This is a genomic window from Bacillus testis (assembly GCF_001243895.1).
GTDB lineage: Bacteria > Bacillota > Bacilli > Bacillales > DSM-1321 > Bacillus_AD > Bacillus_AD testis.
Genome location: NZ_LN851186.1, coordinates 3,737,233 through 3,754,188, shown reverse-complemented (window position 1 = coordinate 3,754,188; position 16,956 = coordinate 3,737,233). Strand labels below are relative to the sequence as shown.

The 16,956-nt window shown below is 45.5% G+C and carries 14 protein-coding genes; 3 read left to right on the top strand and 11 right to left on the bottom strand.

The annotated features are described in order from the left end of the window. Positions 1 to 9 precede the first annotated feature (9 nt). Both BN1765_RS18575 and BN1765_RS18570 read left to right on the top strand, forming a co-directional pair. On the top strand, positions 10 to 4,275 hold the full coding sequence (locus BN1765_RS18575; protein ID WP_050616515.1) for a S8 family serine peptidase: 4,266 nt from the start codon (positions 10 to 12) through the stop codon (positions 4,273 to 4,275). A gap of 131 nt (positions 4,276 to 4,406) precedes the next feature. Then, complete coding sequence (locus BN1765_RS18570; protein WP_050616514.1) at positions 4,407 to 5,192, top strand: SDR family oxidoreductase; 786 nt, start codon at positions 4,407 to 4,409, stop codon at positions 5,190 to 5,192. A gap of 53 nt (positions 5,193 to 5,245) precedes the next feature. On the opposite strand, the gene BN1765_RS18565 is transcribed toward BN1765_RS18570, so the two are convergent. The 9 genes from BN1765_RS18565 to BN1765_RS18525 all read right to left on the bottom strand — a co-directional run bounded on the left by BN1765_RS18565 (position 5,246) and on the right by BN1765_RS18525 (position 13,002). Next, positions 5,246 to 6,052 carry a hypothetical protein gene (locus BN1765_RS18565; protein ID WP_050616513.1) on the bottom strand — a complete coding sequence of 269 codons (807 nt, stop codon included), beginning with the start codon at positions 6,050 to 6,052 and terminating at the stop codon, positions 5,246 to 5,248. 136 nt (positions 6,053 to 6,188) lie between these two features. Then, the gene (locus BN1765_RS18560) at positions 6,189 to 7,328 is read right to left on the bottom strand and encodes an ABC transporter permease (RefSeq protein ID WP_050616512.1); all 1,140 of its coding nucleotides are present in this window, start codon (positions 7,326 to 7,328) and stop codon (positions 6,189 to 6,191) included. Then, a complete protein-coding gene (locus BN1765_RS18555) occupies positions 7,300 to 8,031 on the bottom strand; it encodes an ABC transporter ATP-binding protein (RefSeq protein WP_050616511.1) in 732 nt (243 codons plus the stop codon). The genes BN1765_RS18560 and BN1765_RS18555 overlap by 29 nt, the downstream gene beginning before the upstream one ends. A gap of 3 nt (positions 8,032 to 8,034) precedes the next feature. After that, positions 8,035 to 9,276: an efflux RND transporter periplasmic adaptor subunit gene (locus BN1765_RS18550; protein WP_050616510.1), complete on the bottom strand. Its 1,242-nt coding sequence runs from the start codon at positions 9,274 to 9,276 to the stop codon at positions 8,035 to 8,037. A 25-nt stretch (positions 9,277 to 9,301) separates the two neighbouring features. Beyond that, positions 9,302 to 9,517 carry a hypothetical protein gene (locus BN1765_RS18545; RefSeq protein WP_050616509.1) on the bottom strand — a complete coding sequence of 72 codons (216 nt, stop codon included), beginning with the start codon at positions 9,515 to 9,517 and terminating at the stop codon, positions 9,302 to 9,304. 244 nt (positions 9,518 to 9,761) lie between these two features. Continuing rightward, on the bottom strand, positions 9,762 to 10,394 hold the full coding sequence (locus BN1765_RS18540) for a DUF3862 domain-containing protein (protein WP_050616508.1): 633 nt from the start codon (positions 10,392 to 10,394) through the stop codon (positions 9,762 to 9,764). 213 nt (positions 10,395 to 10,607) lie between these two features. Then, positions 10,608 to 11,027 carry a universal stress protein gene (locus BN1765_RS18535; RefSeq protein WP_050616507.1) on the bottom strand — a complete coding sequence of 140 codons (420 nt, stop codon included), beginning with the start codon at positions 11,025 to 11,027 and terminating at the stop codon, positions 10,608 to 10,610. Between the two features lie 444 nt (positions 11,028 to 11,471). Continuing rightward, positions 11,472 to 12,116, bottom strand: a complete 645-nt coding sequence (locus BN1765_RS18530) for a YflT domain-containing protein (RefSeq protein WP_050616506.1) — start codon at positions 12,114 to 12,116, stop codon at positions 11,472 to 11,474. A 259-nt stretch (positions 12,117 to 12,375) separates the two neighbouring features. Further along, positions 12,376 to 13,002 (bottom strand): HD domain-containing protein, encoded by a 627-nt coding sequence (locus BN1765_RS18525; protein ID WP_050616505.1) that lies wholly within the window; start codon positions 13,000 to 13,002, stop codon positions 12,376 to 12,378. A 383-nt stretch (positions 13,003 to 13,385) separates the two neighbouring features. Between BN1765_RS18525 and BN1765_RS18520 the strand changes: the two genes are divergently transcribed. Continuing rightward, on the top strand, positions 13,386 to 15,770 hold the full coding sequence (locus BN1765_RS18520; protein WP_050616504.1) for a DUF6359 domain-containing protein: 2,385 nt from the start codon (positions 13,386 to 13,388) through the stop codon (positions 15,768 to 15,770). Positions 15,771 to 15,794: 24 nt separating this feature from the next. Here BN1765_RS18520 and BN1765_RS18515 read toward each other — a convergent pair whose 3' ends face one another. Continuing rightward, entirely contained in the window at positions 15,795 to 16,400 is a 606-nt protein-coding gene (locus BN1765_RS18515) for a class D sortase (protein WP_069203051.1), read from the bottom strand. Then, on the bottom strand, positions 16,387 to 16,719 hold the full coding sequence (locus BN1765_RS18510; protein ID WP_050616503.1) for a helix-turn-helix domain-containing protein: 333 nt from the start codon (positions 16,717 to 16,719) through the stop codon (positions 16,387 to 16,389). Before BN1765_RS18510 ends, BN1765_RS18515 begins: the two co-directional genes overlap by 14 nt. Positions 16,720 to 16,956 lie beyond the last annotated feature (237 nt).

The window sequence follows — 16,956 nt, the reverse complement described above, 5'->3', positions numbered from 1 at the left end:
GAGTATTATTTGAAGAAAAAGAAGAAAAAAATGACGAAAGCAGTCTCCGTGAGCTTGGTTACACTCTTAGCAGCCTCCAATCTATTTTACGCAGGAGGGAAGGCTTGGGCGGACGAGGGGACTCCTTCCATCAATCTGGAGCAGGCCTATAAGACGATTGAAAAAGCAAAGCAATTATCCATCAAGAAGCAGAATGAATATCAAGACAGCGATGAAGTCAGGGTCATTGTCGAATTGGACGGCGATCCGGCCATTTCCTATGCCAATGAAAAAGGCGTCATGTACAAGCAGCTAACAATCGGCAAGCAGGAAGAATTGCAGCAACAGGTAAAAAGTGAGCAGGATGCATTCCTGAACAATGTGAAAATGAAAAAAATCAATTTGAAAAAAGAAAATGCCTTCACCACTGTATTGAACGGCGTGAGCGGCAAAATGAAGTATGGCGATATTGAGAAGATTGAACAACTGCCGGGCGTCAAGAAAGTGACCATTGCCACCGAGTATGAACGGCCGAAAGAAAAGCCAGATATGATCTCCAGCAAAGAGATGGTAGAAGCACAACAAACATGGAATACCGGCTATGACGGAAAAGGAACAGTGATTGGCATTATTGATACAGGCATTGATGTTGGCCATAAAGATATGAAGCTGACGACAGAAGCAGGTGATAAATTGACAGAAACTTCTGTCAAAGAAAAAATTGCCGAGCAAAAACTCTCTGGCCAATTTTATACGAATAAAGTCCCATATGGCTATAATTATGCAGATAAGAACAGTGAAATCCGCGACCTTGGACCGGATGCTTCTATGCATGGCATGCATGTGGCCGGAACAGTCGGCGCAAACGGTGATGAAACAGGCAACGGAATCAAAGGGGTAGCCCCTGAGTCACAGTTGCTTGCGCTGAAGGTATTCGGAAATGATCCGGCCATGCCATCTACATTTGGCGATATCTATATCAAAGCCATTGATGACGGCATCAAGCTAGGGGCCGATGTCATGAATATGAGCTTAGGATCAGCGGCCGGTTTTGTTGATGATCAATCACTGGAACAAAAAGCGGTTGATAATGCCGTTCAAAATGGAGTCGTGATGAGCATCTCCGCCGGGAATGAAGGCTATGTCGGCAATGGCTTCGGCACTCCGCCACTTGCTACAAACCCGGATACTGGATTGGTCGGGGCTCCATCCGTCACCAAAAGCTCTCTTTCTGTAGCATCCATGGAGAATAACCGGATTGCGCTTGATGAAATGACCATGTCATTCGGAAGCACTTCATTATCCTATGGCTACAAAACCCAGTCTTCTCCGCTTCCTTTGAACGTCTTTGGCAATAAGCAAATGGACGTAGTAAACGTAGGGGACGGAAGTGCTGCTCAATATGCAGGTAAAGATGTGAAAGGAAAAATGGTCTTTGCAGCCCGTGTATCTACTAATCCGAACTACGGAGAAATCCAAAAAGCAGCTGAAACAGCCGGAGCAGCCGGCGTTATTGTGAAAGGCCTTCCTGCACATGGCGATTATGTCAGTATGGCTCTGAATGCTCCAACAATCCCGCTGGTTTCAATCGGCCAGAGCGACGGCAACGCTATGTTGGCGGAGTTCGCTAAGAATAACGGGCTTGCTAAGGTTTCTTTCACAGGCAAGAAAGTGACTGTCCCGAGTGCTGCAGCAGGCACAATGTCCACATTCACTTCGTGGGGCGTGACGCCGAGCTTAGAGATGAAGCCGGAAATCACCGCACCGGGCGGCCAAATTTATTCCACGTTGAATGATGACAAATACGGCTTGATGAGCGGAACATCAATGGCTGCTCCGCATGTATCCGGCGGTGCTGCGCTTGTACTGCAAAAAGTCCATGAAATGTTCCCGAATCTGACAGGTGCCGAGAAATCTGAACGTGCCAAAGTATTGATGATGAATACAGCCAAACCAGTTGAAGACCCTAATAATGGCGGGATTTTCTACTCGCCGCGCCGCCAGGGATCAGGGATCATGCAACTTCACTCAGCCGTTTCCACTCCTGTTTACGTGGTGAGAAAAGGGACGAATGAAGGAAAAGTAGAGCTGAAGGAAATCAATGGGAACACAGTCAGCTTTACATTGACAGCCACCAATATGAGCGATGAAGATGCTACCTATGAAGTCGACACTTCAGCTCTGACCGATTCTGTTACGAATGGTTTGCTTGATATGAAAGAAAAAGTGGTGAGCAAGGCGAAGATATCAGTCGACACTCCAGTCTTTACTCTTTTCAAAGGGCAATCCAAAGACATTACCATCCGCATTAACTTGGACAACGCCAACGCTGAGCTGGAAAATGCAATGAGCAATGGCTATTTCCTTGAAGGATTTGTCCAATTGATCGATAAATCTGATCAAGCATTTCCAAATTTGACTGTTCCATTTGTGGGATTCAAAGGAGATTGGAATAAAGCCCCTGTCCTTGACCCTATGGTGTACGACCAAGGAACGTATTTGGATACCTCGTTCATGGTGGATGATGAAGGGAACGCCCTTGGCCAAAACGGTGTCAGCGGCCAGCTCGACAAAAACACAATTGCCATTTCTCCGAACGGCGATAATCAAAAAGATGCAGCAGCTCCTGTGTTGACTTTCCTCCGCAATAGTAAAACGGTTGAATACAGCATCCTTGATGAAAGCGGAAAAACAGTCCGGACGATCACCAAGGACGGCGAGCAAAGAAAGAATTATAAATTGAATTCTCCTTATGTATACAAGCCAAGCACAACCACTTGGGATGGTTTCATAAAGAGCAAGAAAGCGAAGGACGGCAAGTACTTCTATCAAGTGAAGACACAGGTCGATTATGCAGGGAAAGAGCCGCAAACCATGAAAATTCCGGTCGTGGTGGATACAGTTGCACCTGTATTCGGCAAGACAGCCTTCAGCAGTAAGAACGGGATTGTTTCGTTTGAGTTGAATGATGGAACAGGCAGCGGACTGCAGCTGGTGCAGATCCAAGTGGACGGCAAAGCTGTCAAAACGTTGGATGCAACTGGGCAAAGCAGCTTCAAAGTGGATGTAGGCAAGATTTCCAGCAAATCCAAGATTGTCATCCTTGCTATGGACAATGCCGACAATATGGCAGGAACGGTCGTGAAGAGCGCTTCTGACGATACCATTCCTTACATCGTCACAACATCACCTGAAGCACTGGGCGTATTTGATACAAAAGAAATCCCGCTTACAGGTTCTGTGAAAGACGCTTCTGAATTAGCTTATCTGAAAGTGAAAGGGGACAAGCTGGAAGGAAATGAAATCAATGTTCCATTCACGTTCAATGAAAAAACGAAAGACTATGATTTTGACACGAAACTGAAATTCACTGAAGATGGTGTGCATGATGTGTATATCAGCGGTGAAGACGGAGTTGGCAATAAAATCGAGTTCAGAAGACAAGTCATCATCGATACAACACCGGCACAGCTTGAAATAACGGGCATACCTGAAGGAAACTTGGTAGGCGGAGTAAAGAAAGAAGAACCGGCTAATGGAAAAACTGAAAAACCAGGCAAGCCTGAGAAGCCAGCAAAACCGGAAAAGCCAGGTAAAGGAAAAGAAGCAGTTACAACAGCAAAAGCAGATAATAACAAAGGCAAGAAAAAAGAGAATCCTTCTTCACCAGTAGATAATGGCGGAACAGGAAATGTTCCGGCAAGCGAAGAAACACCGGATATTACCTTGCATGCGAAGGTAACAGACAACTTTGATGACATCCGCCTTGTCGTTTGGGGAGATGAAGTGTTCAAGCATTCTTTCGATGACCCATACGAAATGCGCCCATTCTCAAAAGAAATCGATATTCCATTATTCCTGGACGAAGGACAGAATGATGTGACGTTCGAAGTGACAGACCTTGCAGGGCATGTAACGACACAAACCGTTGTGTTGTATAAAGGAGCAAAACCCGAGTCAACGGGAATCACCAGCTATTCATTTACTCCAGAAGGGAAAGTGACGAGCGAGAATCCGGCTGTTTTGAAGGCGGAAGCTTCTGCACCGGTGAAGTGGGAAGCTGTTGTCACTGATCCATCGGGCAACAAGATTCCACTTGCCTCAACAGAAGGAAAGACGTTTGAAACCACCTATGTTCCGGATGCCAATGGACCAGCCGGAGAGTATACCATTGAATTCGGTTTGGTTGGCGGAGAAAAGAAAACGGTCACTTTCCAAGTGGCAGATCCTTCTGATGAAGAGGAATTCGAATGGATGGATTGGAAACCGATCAATGGACCAAGATTAGCTTTGTAATGATTAAGATGTGACAGAAGTAAAGGGGAAGAGGAATCTTGCATATGCAGGATTCCTTCTTTTAATTGGCGAATACGATAAACGAAGAGAGGGTATTAATTGGATAGAGTAAAAGAATAGGAGGCGGAACCATGGATTTACAGCTAATCGGTAAAAACGCCCTTGTCGTTGCATCTTCTCAAGGGCTTGGCAAAGCAATCGCGGAACAGCTCGCCGAGGAGGGCGCCAATGTGATGGTGGTCGGCCGCCATGAAGACAAGCTGAAGAAAGTGGCGGAAGAACTGGAGGCAAGCGGCACAGGCAAGGTTGCCTACTGCCCATGCGACATTACGAAAAGCGCAGACATTAAGCAATTAGTCGCCAAGACAGTGGAAGCATTCGGCGGCATCGATATCCTAATCAACAATGCTGGCGGCCCGCCGGCAGGCACATTCGAGGATATGGACGATGAAGACTGGCAGCAGGCATTCGAACTCAATTTATTGAGCTATATCCGGCTGATCCGCGCTTCTCTTCCGTATTTGAAACAATCGCATGGACGGATTGTCAATATTGCTTCGTCGTCGATTAAAGAGCCAATCTCCGGCTTGATTCTTTCCAACACATTCCGCACTGGCATTGTTGGACTGGCAAAAACGCTTGTGACTGAGCTGGCTCCGGATCGGATTCTGATCAATACGGTCGCACCGGGCCGGATTGCCACCGACCGGATCAAACATCTGGATAAAGTCAACAGCGAGAAAAACGATACACCGCTTGAGGAATGGGAAGAGCAGATGAAGAGCAGCATTCCGCTCGGCCGCTACGGCGAACCCGCTGAATTCGCCAAGGTTGTGACCTTCCTTGTGTCAGGGGCCAATACTTTTGTGACAGGCACTTCATTGCTTGTGGACGGCGGCATGGTCAAGTCCATATAGAAGGGAAAGGAGTTTAATCAAACGTTTGATTAAACTCCTTTTTCTCTATGAAATCAATAAATCACTGTAAATTCAAAAGGGTCGATGTTGATATCGAAATTGTCGGAAGAGCCTTCGAGGTGCAGTTTTAATTGTCCTGAATCAGGAATTTTAGGGAAGGCGAGCACCCCTTCAGTTTGCACGCCAGGCAAAATATCGGATTGAATATCTTCATAATGCCCTTCGTTCAACTTCTCCATTTGTGAGCTGTTTACTAAGAGTTTGGCATTGAAGGAATAGAATGAAATGCTATCTTGTGTATTGTTTTTAATGGATATATAGGCTCGTGTTTCTTTTTTTGCTGTTTCGATTTTCTGCAGAGTGATGCTATAGCCATGCTGGTCAATGGTTTTGTTGACATTGATGGTTTTGATTGCAGGTGCAAAGGCTGTCGCGTAATCGCTCACTTCTATTTTATCCGCTTTAATCGCTGGAGCTATAATGGTTGCACCCATCATATTCTCGCCTTTATATTCATCTTTCACCTTCCCGGTAACATGGATGATATCTCCGTCCTTCACTTCCAAATCGGGGTCATCGATGCCGATGATGGTGTTATAATTGCTATTATCATTTGCATAAGCCTGTATATAAGTGCCATCTCCGTCTTGTTCAGGATCTATAAAAATACGCGCATAAAAGTCCACTTTATAGCCTTTATATTTTTTAGGATTGTCATATAACTTGCCGATTTCAGCTTGCTTCAGCTCTTTTGTTGTTTCATTGGAGGTGCTTGTTTTCTTGTCTTTATCCTCGGATGAACAGGCAGCTGAACTGAACATAAGAAGCAGAATGATCGCACTAAAGATACATTTTCTCATGGTTGTTCCTCCTTATGTAATCAAAATGGTCTATATATTCAGCTTAGCAGGTAAAAGTATGGGGGCTTGTGTGGGAATTTTGAATAAAACAGCAAAAGCGGCTTCTCTGCTGAGGAGCCGCTTTGCTTATAGAAAATTAGCCGTACCGCAGTGCTTCAATCGGATCAAGCTTGGACGCTTTGATCGCCGGGAAGACACCGAATACAACGCCGACAAAGAGAGAAAAGGCGAATGAGAATAAAATGGCCGGCAGGGATAGTAGAATGGTGCTATTGGTAATGATGCTGTAGCTTTCTGCTGCAATCAATCCCACTGCTATTCCAATTAATCCGCCGAGCATACTTAATGTGATGGACTCAATCAGGAATTGAAAGAGGATATTGGATCGCTTGGCGCCAATGGCCTTGCGGATGCCAATTTCCCTTGTCCGTTCTGAAACGGAAACAAGCATGATGTTCATGATACCGATTCCGCCCACCACTAGCGAGATGGCGGCACTGCCTGCCAGCAGCATCGTCATCGTATCGCTGATCGAGGAGGCTGTCTCCATCAAGTCCTCCTGGGTAGAAACACTGTAATCATCTGTATCGCCGACATTTTCATACACGGCCTGTTCAATGCGTTTCTGGATGAAATTCATCATATCTGCATTTTCTACCTGAACATATACCGATGCGATGGAAGTGGTACCGGCAAGGCGCTGCCCTGTACTTAAAGGAACGAATATCGTAGAGTCGCCGTTCGATCCGAGGGAGCTGCCGGTGGATTGCAGGACACCGACTACTTTATAGGAGCTGCCGTTGATTTTTACATATTCGCCGACAGCATCCCCGAAACCGAATAGTGTCTCCGCCGTATCCGAGCCGAGCACGACTACTTTTGTGTGGTGCTCATGATCCAGATCAGCGATGAAGCGGCCTTTCTGCAGGTTCAGATTGCGGACGTCTAGATAGGAGGAGGTGGTTCCTGTCATGGCCGCTTGTGCGGTCGTTTGCCCATTTTTAACGGTTACACGCCCGGAAACAGTTGGTGCAATGGATGTAACGCCTGTAACGTCACGGATTGTTTCCGCATCTTCTTCTTTATAAGTGACATCTGAACCGGTGATATTGACGGTCAGCGTGTCTGTTCCGAGATTGCCGATCTGGTCTTGGACATCTGCGGATGAGCCTTTGCCGATGGCGACAATGCTGATGACCGAAGCAACGCCGATAATGATGCCGAGCATAGTGAGAAAGGCACGGAGTTTATTTCCTTTGATACTTTTTAGGGCCATTCGAATGGTCTGCAAGCCAATCACCTCCGTTTTCACTGAGCTTGCCATCCTGGATGGATACCACTCGCTTGGCTTTTCGGGCAACATCCAAATCATGCGTGATCAGGACGATTGTCTGTCCTTGGGCATTCAATTCGGAAATCATCTCAAGGATTTCCTTGCTCGTATGGCTGTCCAGCGCACCGGTTGGCTCGTCGGCGAGCAGGATCGGCGGATTGCCGGCAAGCGCCCTGGCGATGGCAACGCGTTGCTGTTGGCCGCCGGAAAGCTGATTGGGCAAATGGTGTGAACGTTCTGCAAGGCCCACTTTATCGAGTGCCGCTGCGGCGGCCTCTTTCCGTTCCTTCCGGGGCATCCCCCGGTAAATTAGCGGCAGCTCTACATTTTCTTCGGCAGTCAGCTTGGGCAGAAGATTGAAGCTTTGGAAAATGAAGCCGATCTTTTCATTCCGAATCGCAGCCAGCTGATTGCTCTTCATTCCTTCCACTTCTTCGCCGTCCAACGTATAGCTGCCTTCGTCGGGTCGGTCGAGGCAACCGATCATGTTCATGAAGGTTGATTTACCGGAACCGGATGGACCGATGATGGACACAAAGTCGCCCTGGTGGATATCAATCGAGATGCCATCGAGTGCGGTGACCGTTTCACCGCCCAGTTCATATACTTTTCTTAGATTGCGGATGGAGATGAGTTCTTCTGTCATAGCTTATTTGCCTCCTTGTCCACCGCCGGAGCCCATACCACTTGGCCGCTCTCCGGATGGGGGAGTTCCTCCGCCTGAAGGCATGCCTCCTCCTTGACCTCCCATGCCGTCCATCATTTTGCCGCCACGGTTGAAGCCTGAGCCAGAGCCGCTGGATTGAACTTGCGGGATTTGAACGGAAGCCCCCGCGTCAAGCCCTTTTGTAATTTCTGTGTAGGTGTCATTGGTCAAGCCTGTTTCAACAGTCACTTTTTCTGAGCTCTCGCCTGACGGTATAAGGACATATTTTTCATCGCCGCTTGTATAGACAGCTTCAAGAGGCACGTATATTGCCTGGTCCTTGCTTTCAATCACGATTTTGGCTTCTGTCGACATGCCGACTTTCAATGATTTTGGATCTTTAATAGAAATCGTTACATCAAAAGTGGAAACGCCATTTTCTGAATTGCCGGTCGATGCAACGGAAGTGACAGTCCCTTCGAATGTCTCATCTTCAAAAGCGCTTGCTGTGATTTCCGCTGCTTGCTTCGTTTTGATTTTTGAAATATCGAGTTCATCAACAGATATGGTGGTCTGCAATGTCTTGAAATCGGTAATATGAGCGACCGTATCACTTGCAACAACTGTATCGCCGCTAGAAATGTTGATGGATGTCAGCGTTCCTGCAGCAGGGGCAAGCAACAGGCTGCCATCCGTAAAAGTAGCAAGCGTTTGTCCTTTTGTGACGATATCACCTGCCGCTGCTTTCACGGTATCCACTGTCAGGCTGCTTCCGGCAACAGCACCGCCTTCCACATTCGCTGAATTGCTGCTGTTTCCTCTGGTGACAGGCAATGTGACATCACCTTCATTGGTCAAACGCAGCAAGATGGTTCCTTGGGAAGCCACGCTCCCTTTGGAGACAGCGACGGAAGCGATGTCTCCATCATTTGCCGCTGTTACTTCTTCTCCGTTCGTAAACGTAACAAGCGTATCGCCTTTGGAGACGGAATCTCCTGCAGCGACCGAAACGCTTGCAACCGATAATACCGTATTGGCAGCCGTCACATCTTGGTCGGTTGCGGCTGTGACTGAACCGGAGCCGCTGACGGCGACTTCAAGCTTTCCTTGTTTCGCGGTCACCGTTTGTACGGCGCGTTGTTGACTGCCATTGCTGGCGTTTTCTTGTTTTTTATGTAGCAGAAACCAAGAACCGCCCCCGACCATAAGAACGGCGATAACAGAAATTGTAATCCATTTCTTCACTGTTTTTCATTCCTTCCTACATGAATCATTGCATATTGGATGTATTGTCGGATGATGAATCCTGATTCTGGTTTTGGTTCATTTGCGGAGGTGTCATTCCTTTGCCGCCCATTTGCGTACCGCGGTCGGGCCGGTCATTCTGCTTGACGATCAAGTAGGTGACGCCGCCTGCAGCCAGTAATCCTACCACCAAGTTGATGGACAATAGGATGGTGACCAGATTTTTTTTGATTTTTTCCATGCCAATTAACCTCCTGTCAGCTATTTTGAGCCGATTATTAGTAGGACCATCCCTTTGCATAAAGAACAAACATGATTATATGTTGTTGGATATCCCTTCCTCTAAAAAGTATAGAGCGAGAATATGACCAAATATGGAACAAACTATGAAGAAACCTATCGAATCCATGTAACAAAGTGGTAAGATTTCGAAGCCAGCACGAAAAGGGATGCTGCCGGTTTGGCAGCATCCCTCTAGTCATTGTCTATTTTAAGCCGTTTTGTGATTTGGATACCAGTTTATTATTTTGGAATGTAAGTCTTGCATTAGCTCCGAGGCGTCCCTGGCCGCTGTAGGTATACACGATTTTGTATTGATCCGTTCCTTTTCCGTATTCAGACAAGATGCTTCCTTCCCCGCCGACAATATCAGTAACCTGTTCAAGCGTCATGCCATTCTGAATTTGATTGAACTGTTCAAGGGTAATCTGCGGGGCATTTTCATCCTGAATGCTGATTTGGTCTTTATTTGATAATTTATTGTTATGGAAAGTGAACAGAGCGTTTGTTAGGAATCCATCAGTAGGGAATTGATAGATTTGGGTCAAAGAATCATTTTTTTCTTTAACTTCTGTAATAAGTGTGCCTTCCGTACCGATTATTTGGACGATTTGTTCGTAGGTCATTCCATTATTGATTTTGTTGAGTTTTTTCTCGGTTAAGACATTTTTTTGCGGGTCAGCTTGCTCCTCTGTTGCTTTTTCTTCAGATTCTTTGGCGGTATCAGAAGAGGGCCGTGAATGGGGGGCATTCACCTTAACTGTAAAGGCAGCAATAATAATGATGAGGACTAGCAGTGCTATAAAACCAAAACAGCCGAATTTGACAAACTTCTTCATATGGATCTCTCCCTTGGCTAAGGTGCAAAAATTATAGTGATATATTTATATACCTCGTTGAATGGGAGAGGAAACATGAATTATGGGGGGAGATTTTGTGCTTGTTCGGCGATGTGAAGTTCTGCATCCACTATAAAAAGAGCCGGAGACTAGTCCGGCTCAGGCGTTTGTTGGGCGGGAGCATACTGATTTTTCACCATAGCAGCGGGCTAGTCAGTTAACGATGAGAACAGGGCAGGCAGTATTCTGGATGACTTTGTGGCTGACTGAACCGATGACCAGTTCTTTGAACGTACTAAGGCCGCGCCGTCCCATAATGACGACATCGTATTTTCCTGCCTCCCGCGAAATCACTTCAGCCGGATCGCCGTGGAGATAAATGGCTTGGGCTTTAACACCTTTTTGGGTTAGGAGATCTAAAGCAGGAGCCACTGCTTGCTGGCCTTCTTCTACCAACATCGCGTTCACATCTCCTGCCAGTCTGGCTGCTTCAACTCTGGGAATCTCTTGAATGACGTACAAGACAGTAAAAGCAGAGTACGATTTCAAACTAGTCGCGAGATTCGCGGCAGCCTCCAAGGCATGCATAGCGCTTTCGGATCCATCGTAAGGCACCAGGATACGTTCATACATATCTGTCATCTCCTCTTTTTCTTTTGATATCAAAAGTATAACATTTGCATTGGCTACTCATCATACCAATAGTAAGTCAAATCTCAACATTTTGAATCAATGTTTCTGGCAGGGGCGATGTTAATCAAACGTTTGATTAATAGAAAGGGCATTGGTAGTCTTTAGCCGCCCATATGGATATTAAACCCTTTCAGGGCATTTCATAGCTGGAAAATAGAAGGGTTGAATGGTTTTTTGCAGTAGAAAAAAAGAGCTTACATCGTTATGTATGCCCTTTAAAGAAATGATTTTTACCCGTTCTAACTGACGCTAAGGCTGCCACTTCAATACAAGAATGAAGATGAACCAGTGTAAGTGAGCAATCAAGTGCCAGACAGAATCCGATTGTTTCAACTAATAATCGGCGGGGGATGAATGAAAACCCCCGCCGATTAACGTTTCACTTTATAGATGCGAGACATTTGTATTGGTTTTTAAATAAGGATCTGGCTGTTCATCCTGTTCCTCTTCATACGCCGAATCGTTCAATTGGTTGTCCCATTCTTCTTTTTTCTCTTCCATATAGGCCGGCGAATGGGAATCGACTGCATCTCGCTCTTCCTGCTCATAGGTTGATTCCTTAGTGGCCTGGTGCTGCTCTTCGTAAGGAGTTGGTTCAGGGAAATCGGCTAAGCCTAATCCGGAATTATAGCGCTCCATGGTCTGGAGGGTAGGCGATTCTTCCGGATGCAAACGTTTATTCAAAGGCGTTTTCCGGTTCAATAGAAGCAGAATTTTTCCTTCTTCCAGGTCGCGCTCATAGGATGCTTTTTCATCGTCTGTCAAATGGCAACTGCCCAGCTGGCGCTCTACCTGATGTGCACCGTCAGCGGAAAAGAAGCTCATCACCTTGTCCATGAAGGACGCATCGTCGGAAGAAGTCGTCACAGTCTTTACATCCGGCTCACGTTCCTCCGTTAGGCTGACCAGTGATTCATCCTTCGCAAGGACAGTCAGATGGCTGCCTTCGCAGCCCTGGAGCTTCAGCATCTCGATGGCACTCATTACCTCGTAATTATCCTTGTAGACACCATATACATATTTGTCCATACAGATCCTCCTCTTTATGCGGGATTAGCCTGTTTTTTACTAAAAGTATACCCGGTAGGGAGATTCTTAAACGAAGGTTTGTACGGAGCTAAACGGAGGTCTTCCGCTTTTCTTGATCCAGCTGCAGTGGCCAGGGACTAGCAAACTTCACACTTTTCTCTTCAATAAGTCAACATCGGTTCGTACCTCACCGTGTTTCCTATATTTTGAGGAAAAGTGCTCCAGTTTGTACGTCCCTAAACGTCCACCTCCGCTTTTCTTATTTCAACGCGGCTTCTGTTATTTTTCTTATATCTATGGTGGACATGATGTCTTCGTCCATTAGTTCCGGCAGTACTTCGTTGATGAAGTAGGAGACGGAGTGGAGTTTGATATGCTTGAGGACGATGAGTGCGTCGTGGTACATATCAAGGAAGACGGGTTCGGCATTTCCACGCTGTATTTCGGTGAATGCTTCATAGATTAGATCGATTTTATCGGCGGCAGAGAGAATTTGTCCTTCAACGGTGGCATCCTTGCCTTCTTTCAATTTATCCCGGTAGATGTCCTTGTACTCTTCCGGGAATTCTGTATCGATGAATTTCGCCGTCATGCCTTCTTCGACGGTGGACAGCATTTCCCTTAGTTCCGGCGTCCAATATTTGACCGGAGTTTTGATATCGCCGATGAAAATCTCCGGATAATCGTGATTGATCGCTTTTTCGTAAAGGGACTTCCAATCAATCGGCGTCCCGCTTTGTTCTTCAACTGTGCCGAGGAACTGGGCATACTGCGCAACCTTGAATGAATGGCTTGCCACTGTATGGCGTTCAAACATGAATTCCCCCGGACAGCGTTCAATTCGTTCCAATTTAGTCAGACTCTTAAAGTATGTGTGTATTCCCACGGCAGATTCTCCTTCCACTAATGATGTATTTTCTTTTACCGAGAGGGTGTAATCTTATTCTTTACCCTCGCGGAGAATTTTTTACCAAGGTTATTTTAAAAAAAATAATACTGAAAATTTAGTTTCTTGCTATCATACAACAATTAAAATCAGATTGCCAATCAGTAAAAAATGGCACTTTCATTATACCTGTATAAAGGAAAGGATAAATAATGGGTAAAGCGGCCTAGTAAAACGCTTTCACACTCCGCCTTCTTACCCTTGTTGGCTTATTTGGAAGCAGGGAGAATATAGTTAAACTGGCAAACTTTAAGAGAGCACATCTGCTAGACATACATCCTGTTTACCGGCGAATAATATTCTGAAATATGGGAGAGTGTAAAATGAACATGCATGCCATGAAAAAAATCTCTATTGTATGTATGGCCTTTCTATTGATTTTTGGCTTATCGGCCCAGTCTTTTGTCATAAAAGCAGATGCATCCTTTACAGTCAAAGAAGCCATTGCCAATAATAACGGCGATGCAACGGTGGAAGGTTATATTGTCGGATATACATCCGCCAGTAAATCGTATGTATTTAACGGACCATTTAAAGATGACAATAATTTCGCCATCGCCGATGACCCAAATGAAAAAGATCCTGCCAATATCATGCCGGTGCAGCTTACTTCCGCCTATCGTGCAGCTTATGGATTAAGCAGCAACCCGGGCAATATCGGCAAAAAAGTGAAAGTCAGCGGCAGCCTGGAAGCGTATTTCTCTTCTCCGGGATTGAAGTCGCCTACTAAGATGGAATGGGTGGAAGCAAACGCTCAGCCAGTAGCCGAACAAGCTGTTGCAAGCCCGGCGGCAGGTGCCGTCAAGAGCGGAACCCAAGTGACACTGAAGACAAATTCCGAGGGAGCCATGATCCATTACAGTATCGATGGCAGCAACCCGACAGAATCCAGCCCGGTGTATCAACAACCAATCACCATCGATAAAGATATGACAATCAAAGCAATGGTCACCAAAGAAAGCTATAAAAACAGTGATATATCGGTCTTCACTTATAAGATAGCCAAAACAGGATTGCGCATCCATGACATCCAAGGTGCTTCCCATAACTCTCCTTACCTAAACCAGTATGTCGCGGATGTCGAAGGGATTGTCACGTATGTAGACGACAGCAATAACGCCTATATCCAAGACCAAAAGCCGGATAAAGATGAGAAAACATCGGAAGGCCTTCTAATCTATAAGAAACAGCATGGGCTGCAGGTCGGCGACGTTGTAAAAGTAAATGGGCAAGTGAAGGAACAAGTGCTTCAAGGATACTCCGAAAAAATGCAGACAGATTTATCCGTTACGGAAATCAATGCATCTTCTTTAACAGTTGTAAAAAGCGGGCAATCATTGCCTAAGCCGGTAGTGATCGGCAAAGACCGTAAGCAGCCGACTGAAATCATCGATAACGATGCTTTTGTAAAATTCGATCCGCAGCAGGATGGCATTGATTTTTATGAGAGCCTGGAAGGCATGTTGATTGAAATTAAGGATGCGAAAGTAATTGCTCCGCAGAACTACGGTGAGCTGTATGTCGTTCCTGGCAATGTGAAAACCAATACAGACACAGGCGCTTTGCGTATCACAGCCAAGGATTATAATCCTGAGCGTCTGATTGTGGAAATCGGCGATAAAAACTATGTAGCTAAAACAGGCGACTATTTTAAAGGAAGCATATACGGGGTAGTCAGCTATGGATACAGCAATTTCAAAGTGAAAACGAAAAAAGAAAATCTCCCTTCATTTGTAGAGGGAAAAACGAAGCGGGAAACAACAGATCTTAAAAAGCATGATAAAAAGTTGACGGTCGCTTCCTATAATGTCGAGAACTTTTCGGCGAAAGACAGCGATGAAAAGGTGACTAAGCTGGCCATGGCAATCGTGAAAAACCTCAACCAGCCTGATATCATCGGCGTCACGGAAGTACAGGATAATGACGGTCCGGCTGACACCGGCACAACCGACGCTACTAAAAATTTCAAATTACTGGCAGATAAAATCAAGGCATTGGGCGGCCCAACCTATCAATTCACGGACATCGCCCCAGAGAACAATAAAGATGGCGGGGCGCCGGGAGGAAACATCCGTGTCGGCTTCCTATACAATAGCGACCGTGTATCTTTAGTGGAAGGCCGCAAAGGAACAGCGACGGAATCGGTCGGCTATGAAAACCGCAAGCTGACAGTCAATCCAGGACGGATCGATCCAACAAACGAAGCGTTCCGTTCTAGCAGAAAACCATTGGCCGCACAATTCCAGTTCCGCGGTAAAAAGGTGATTGTGGTAGCCAACCATTTTAATTCCAAGGGTGGAGACCAGCCTCTATTCGGGAAAAACCAGCCGCCTATCCTATCAAGTGAAATCCAACGCCTAAAGATTGCAGGCATTGTCAACTCATTCGTTAAAGACGTGAAGAAAAAAGACAAAAACGCCAACATCATTTTATTGGGCGATTTCAATGACTTTGAATTCTCAGCGCCATTGCAAAAAGTGAAGGGCAAAGAACTGACAGACATGATCGATAAGGTAAAAGAGAAAAAACGGTATACGTATTCATACCAAGGCAACGCACAGGTTCTCGACCATATCCTTGTCACGAAAAATATGGAACATGCGACAAAAGTGGATATCGTCCACATCAATTCGCAGTTCATGGAACAGCACGGACGGGCAAGCGACCATGATCCGGTATTGATCCAGACTGAATTGAAAAGCAAATAAGCATGGACAAAAGAAGCTCCCAATCTACTGGGAGCTTTTTTGCGATGGCGAAGGTTTTGCTTCGATGATATACCGGTCGGGTGCATTGCCGACAAAGTAAAAAGGATAGCAAGTGGATAACGTCAGTATTTCTTCCGGGGATGTGTCTCTAATGACGTGATTATTATTGCTTTTGACTATATACGTTCGATAGATGGTATAGTCATAGGTTGCCTCTTTGGTTTGATAGAGCAAGCGGTCGCCTATCTTCAACTCGCCTACTTTCCGGAAAACCGTATCGCGATGCCCGGAAAGCAGAATTTGATTTTTTTCGTTTGGAAGAGCAGATGCGGCGTAATGGCCGACGCCTTTGGCGAGATCATTTTCATCCGTGCCTTCGATAATAGGAAGTTCTTTATGCAAAGTTGGAAGCTTTAAAATGCCGATAACGTCTCCTGTCTGCCATTCATTGTGAGTAGGAAGGGGGCTTCGTGAAGATGTCTGTTGGTTGATCTCTGCTTTGATTTGTTTTAACGCCTGTTGCTGTTGATTGTTTTGATCTTTCATTTGGAGGAGGGAGAATCCTGTGAGAATCATTCCGGACGCAAAAAGAAGAATGCCGGCCAGTTTCCATCCCTTAGCCATTTTCATCGCGGATCGATTTTCGGTATTTGATAAAACCGAGAATGAAAGAGAACTCTTCTAATGTGATTCCCTGCTCCTGTACTTCCTTCAATAACTCAATCCATCCTGGTTCAAGGTCAATTTTAGCCGGTTTGGTTCCCAACAATTCTTCTACTTTCACATCCAGATGTTCCGCAATCTTAGATAATACATTCAGTGAGGGATTCACTTGAAGTCCTCTTTCGATATTACTTAGGTATGACTTTGATATTCCGGTGGCTGTAGCCAACTGATTCAAGGTGAGCGGTCTTTTTTTTCGGCACTTCTTAATGCGTTCTCCTATCATACAGGCAACTCCTTTATTGAACTCTTTTTCATCATTTAGGATTTGAAGGTATCTCGTGGGTCATTCTTTCACTTATATTGTTCATTATAAAGAATGGATAGTTCTTTAAAAAATACAAAAAAGAGAGTAATTGGAAGTAAATACGTTAAAAAGAACGAAAATTGGAGGTTTATTACAAATTTTGGATGAATACAGGCTTTTTCAAAAGGATATCAGCTGTAATATACTTCACCTATG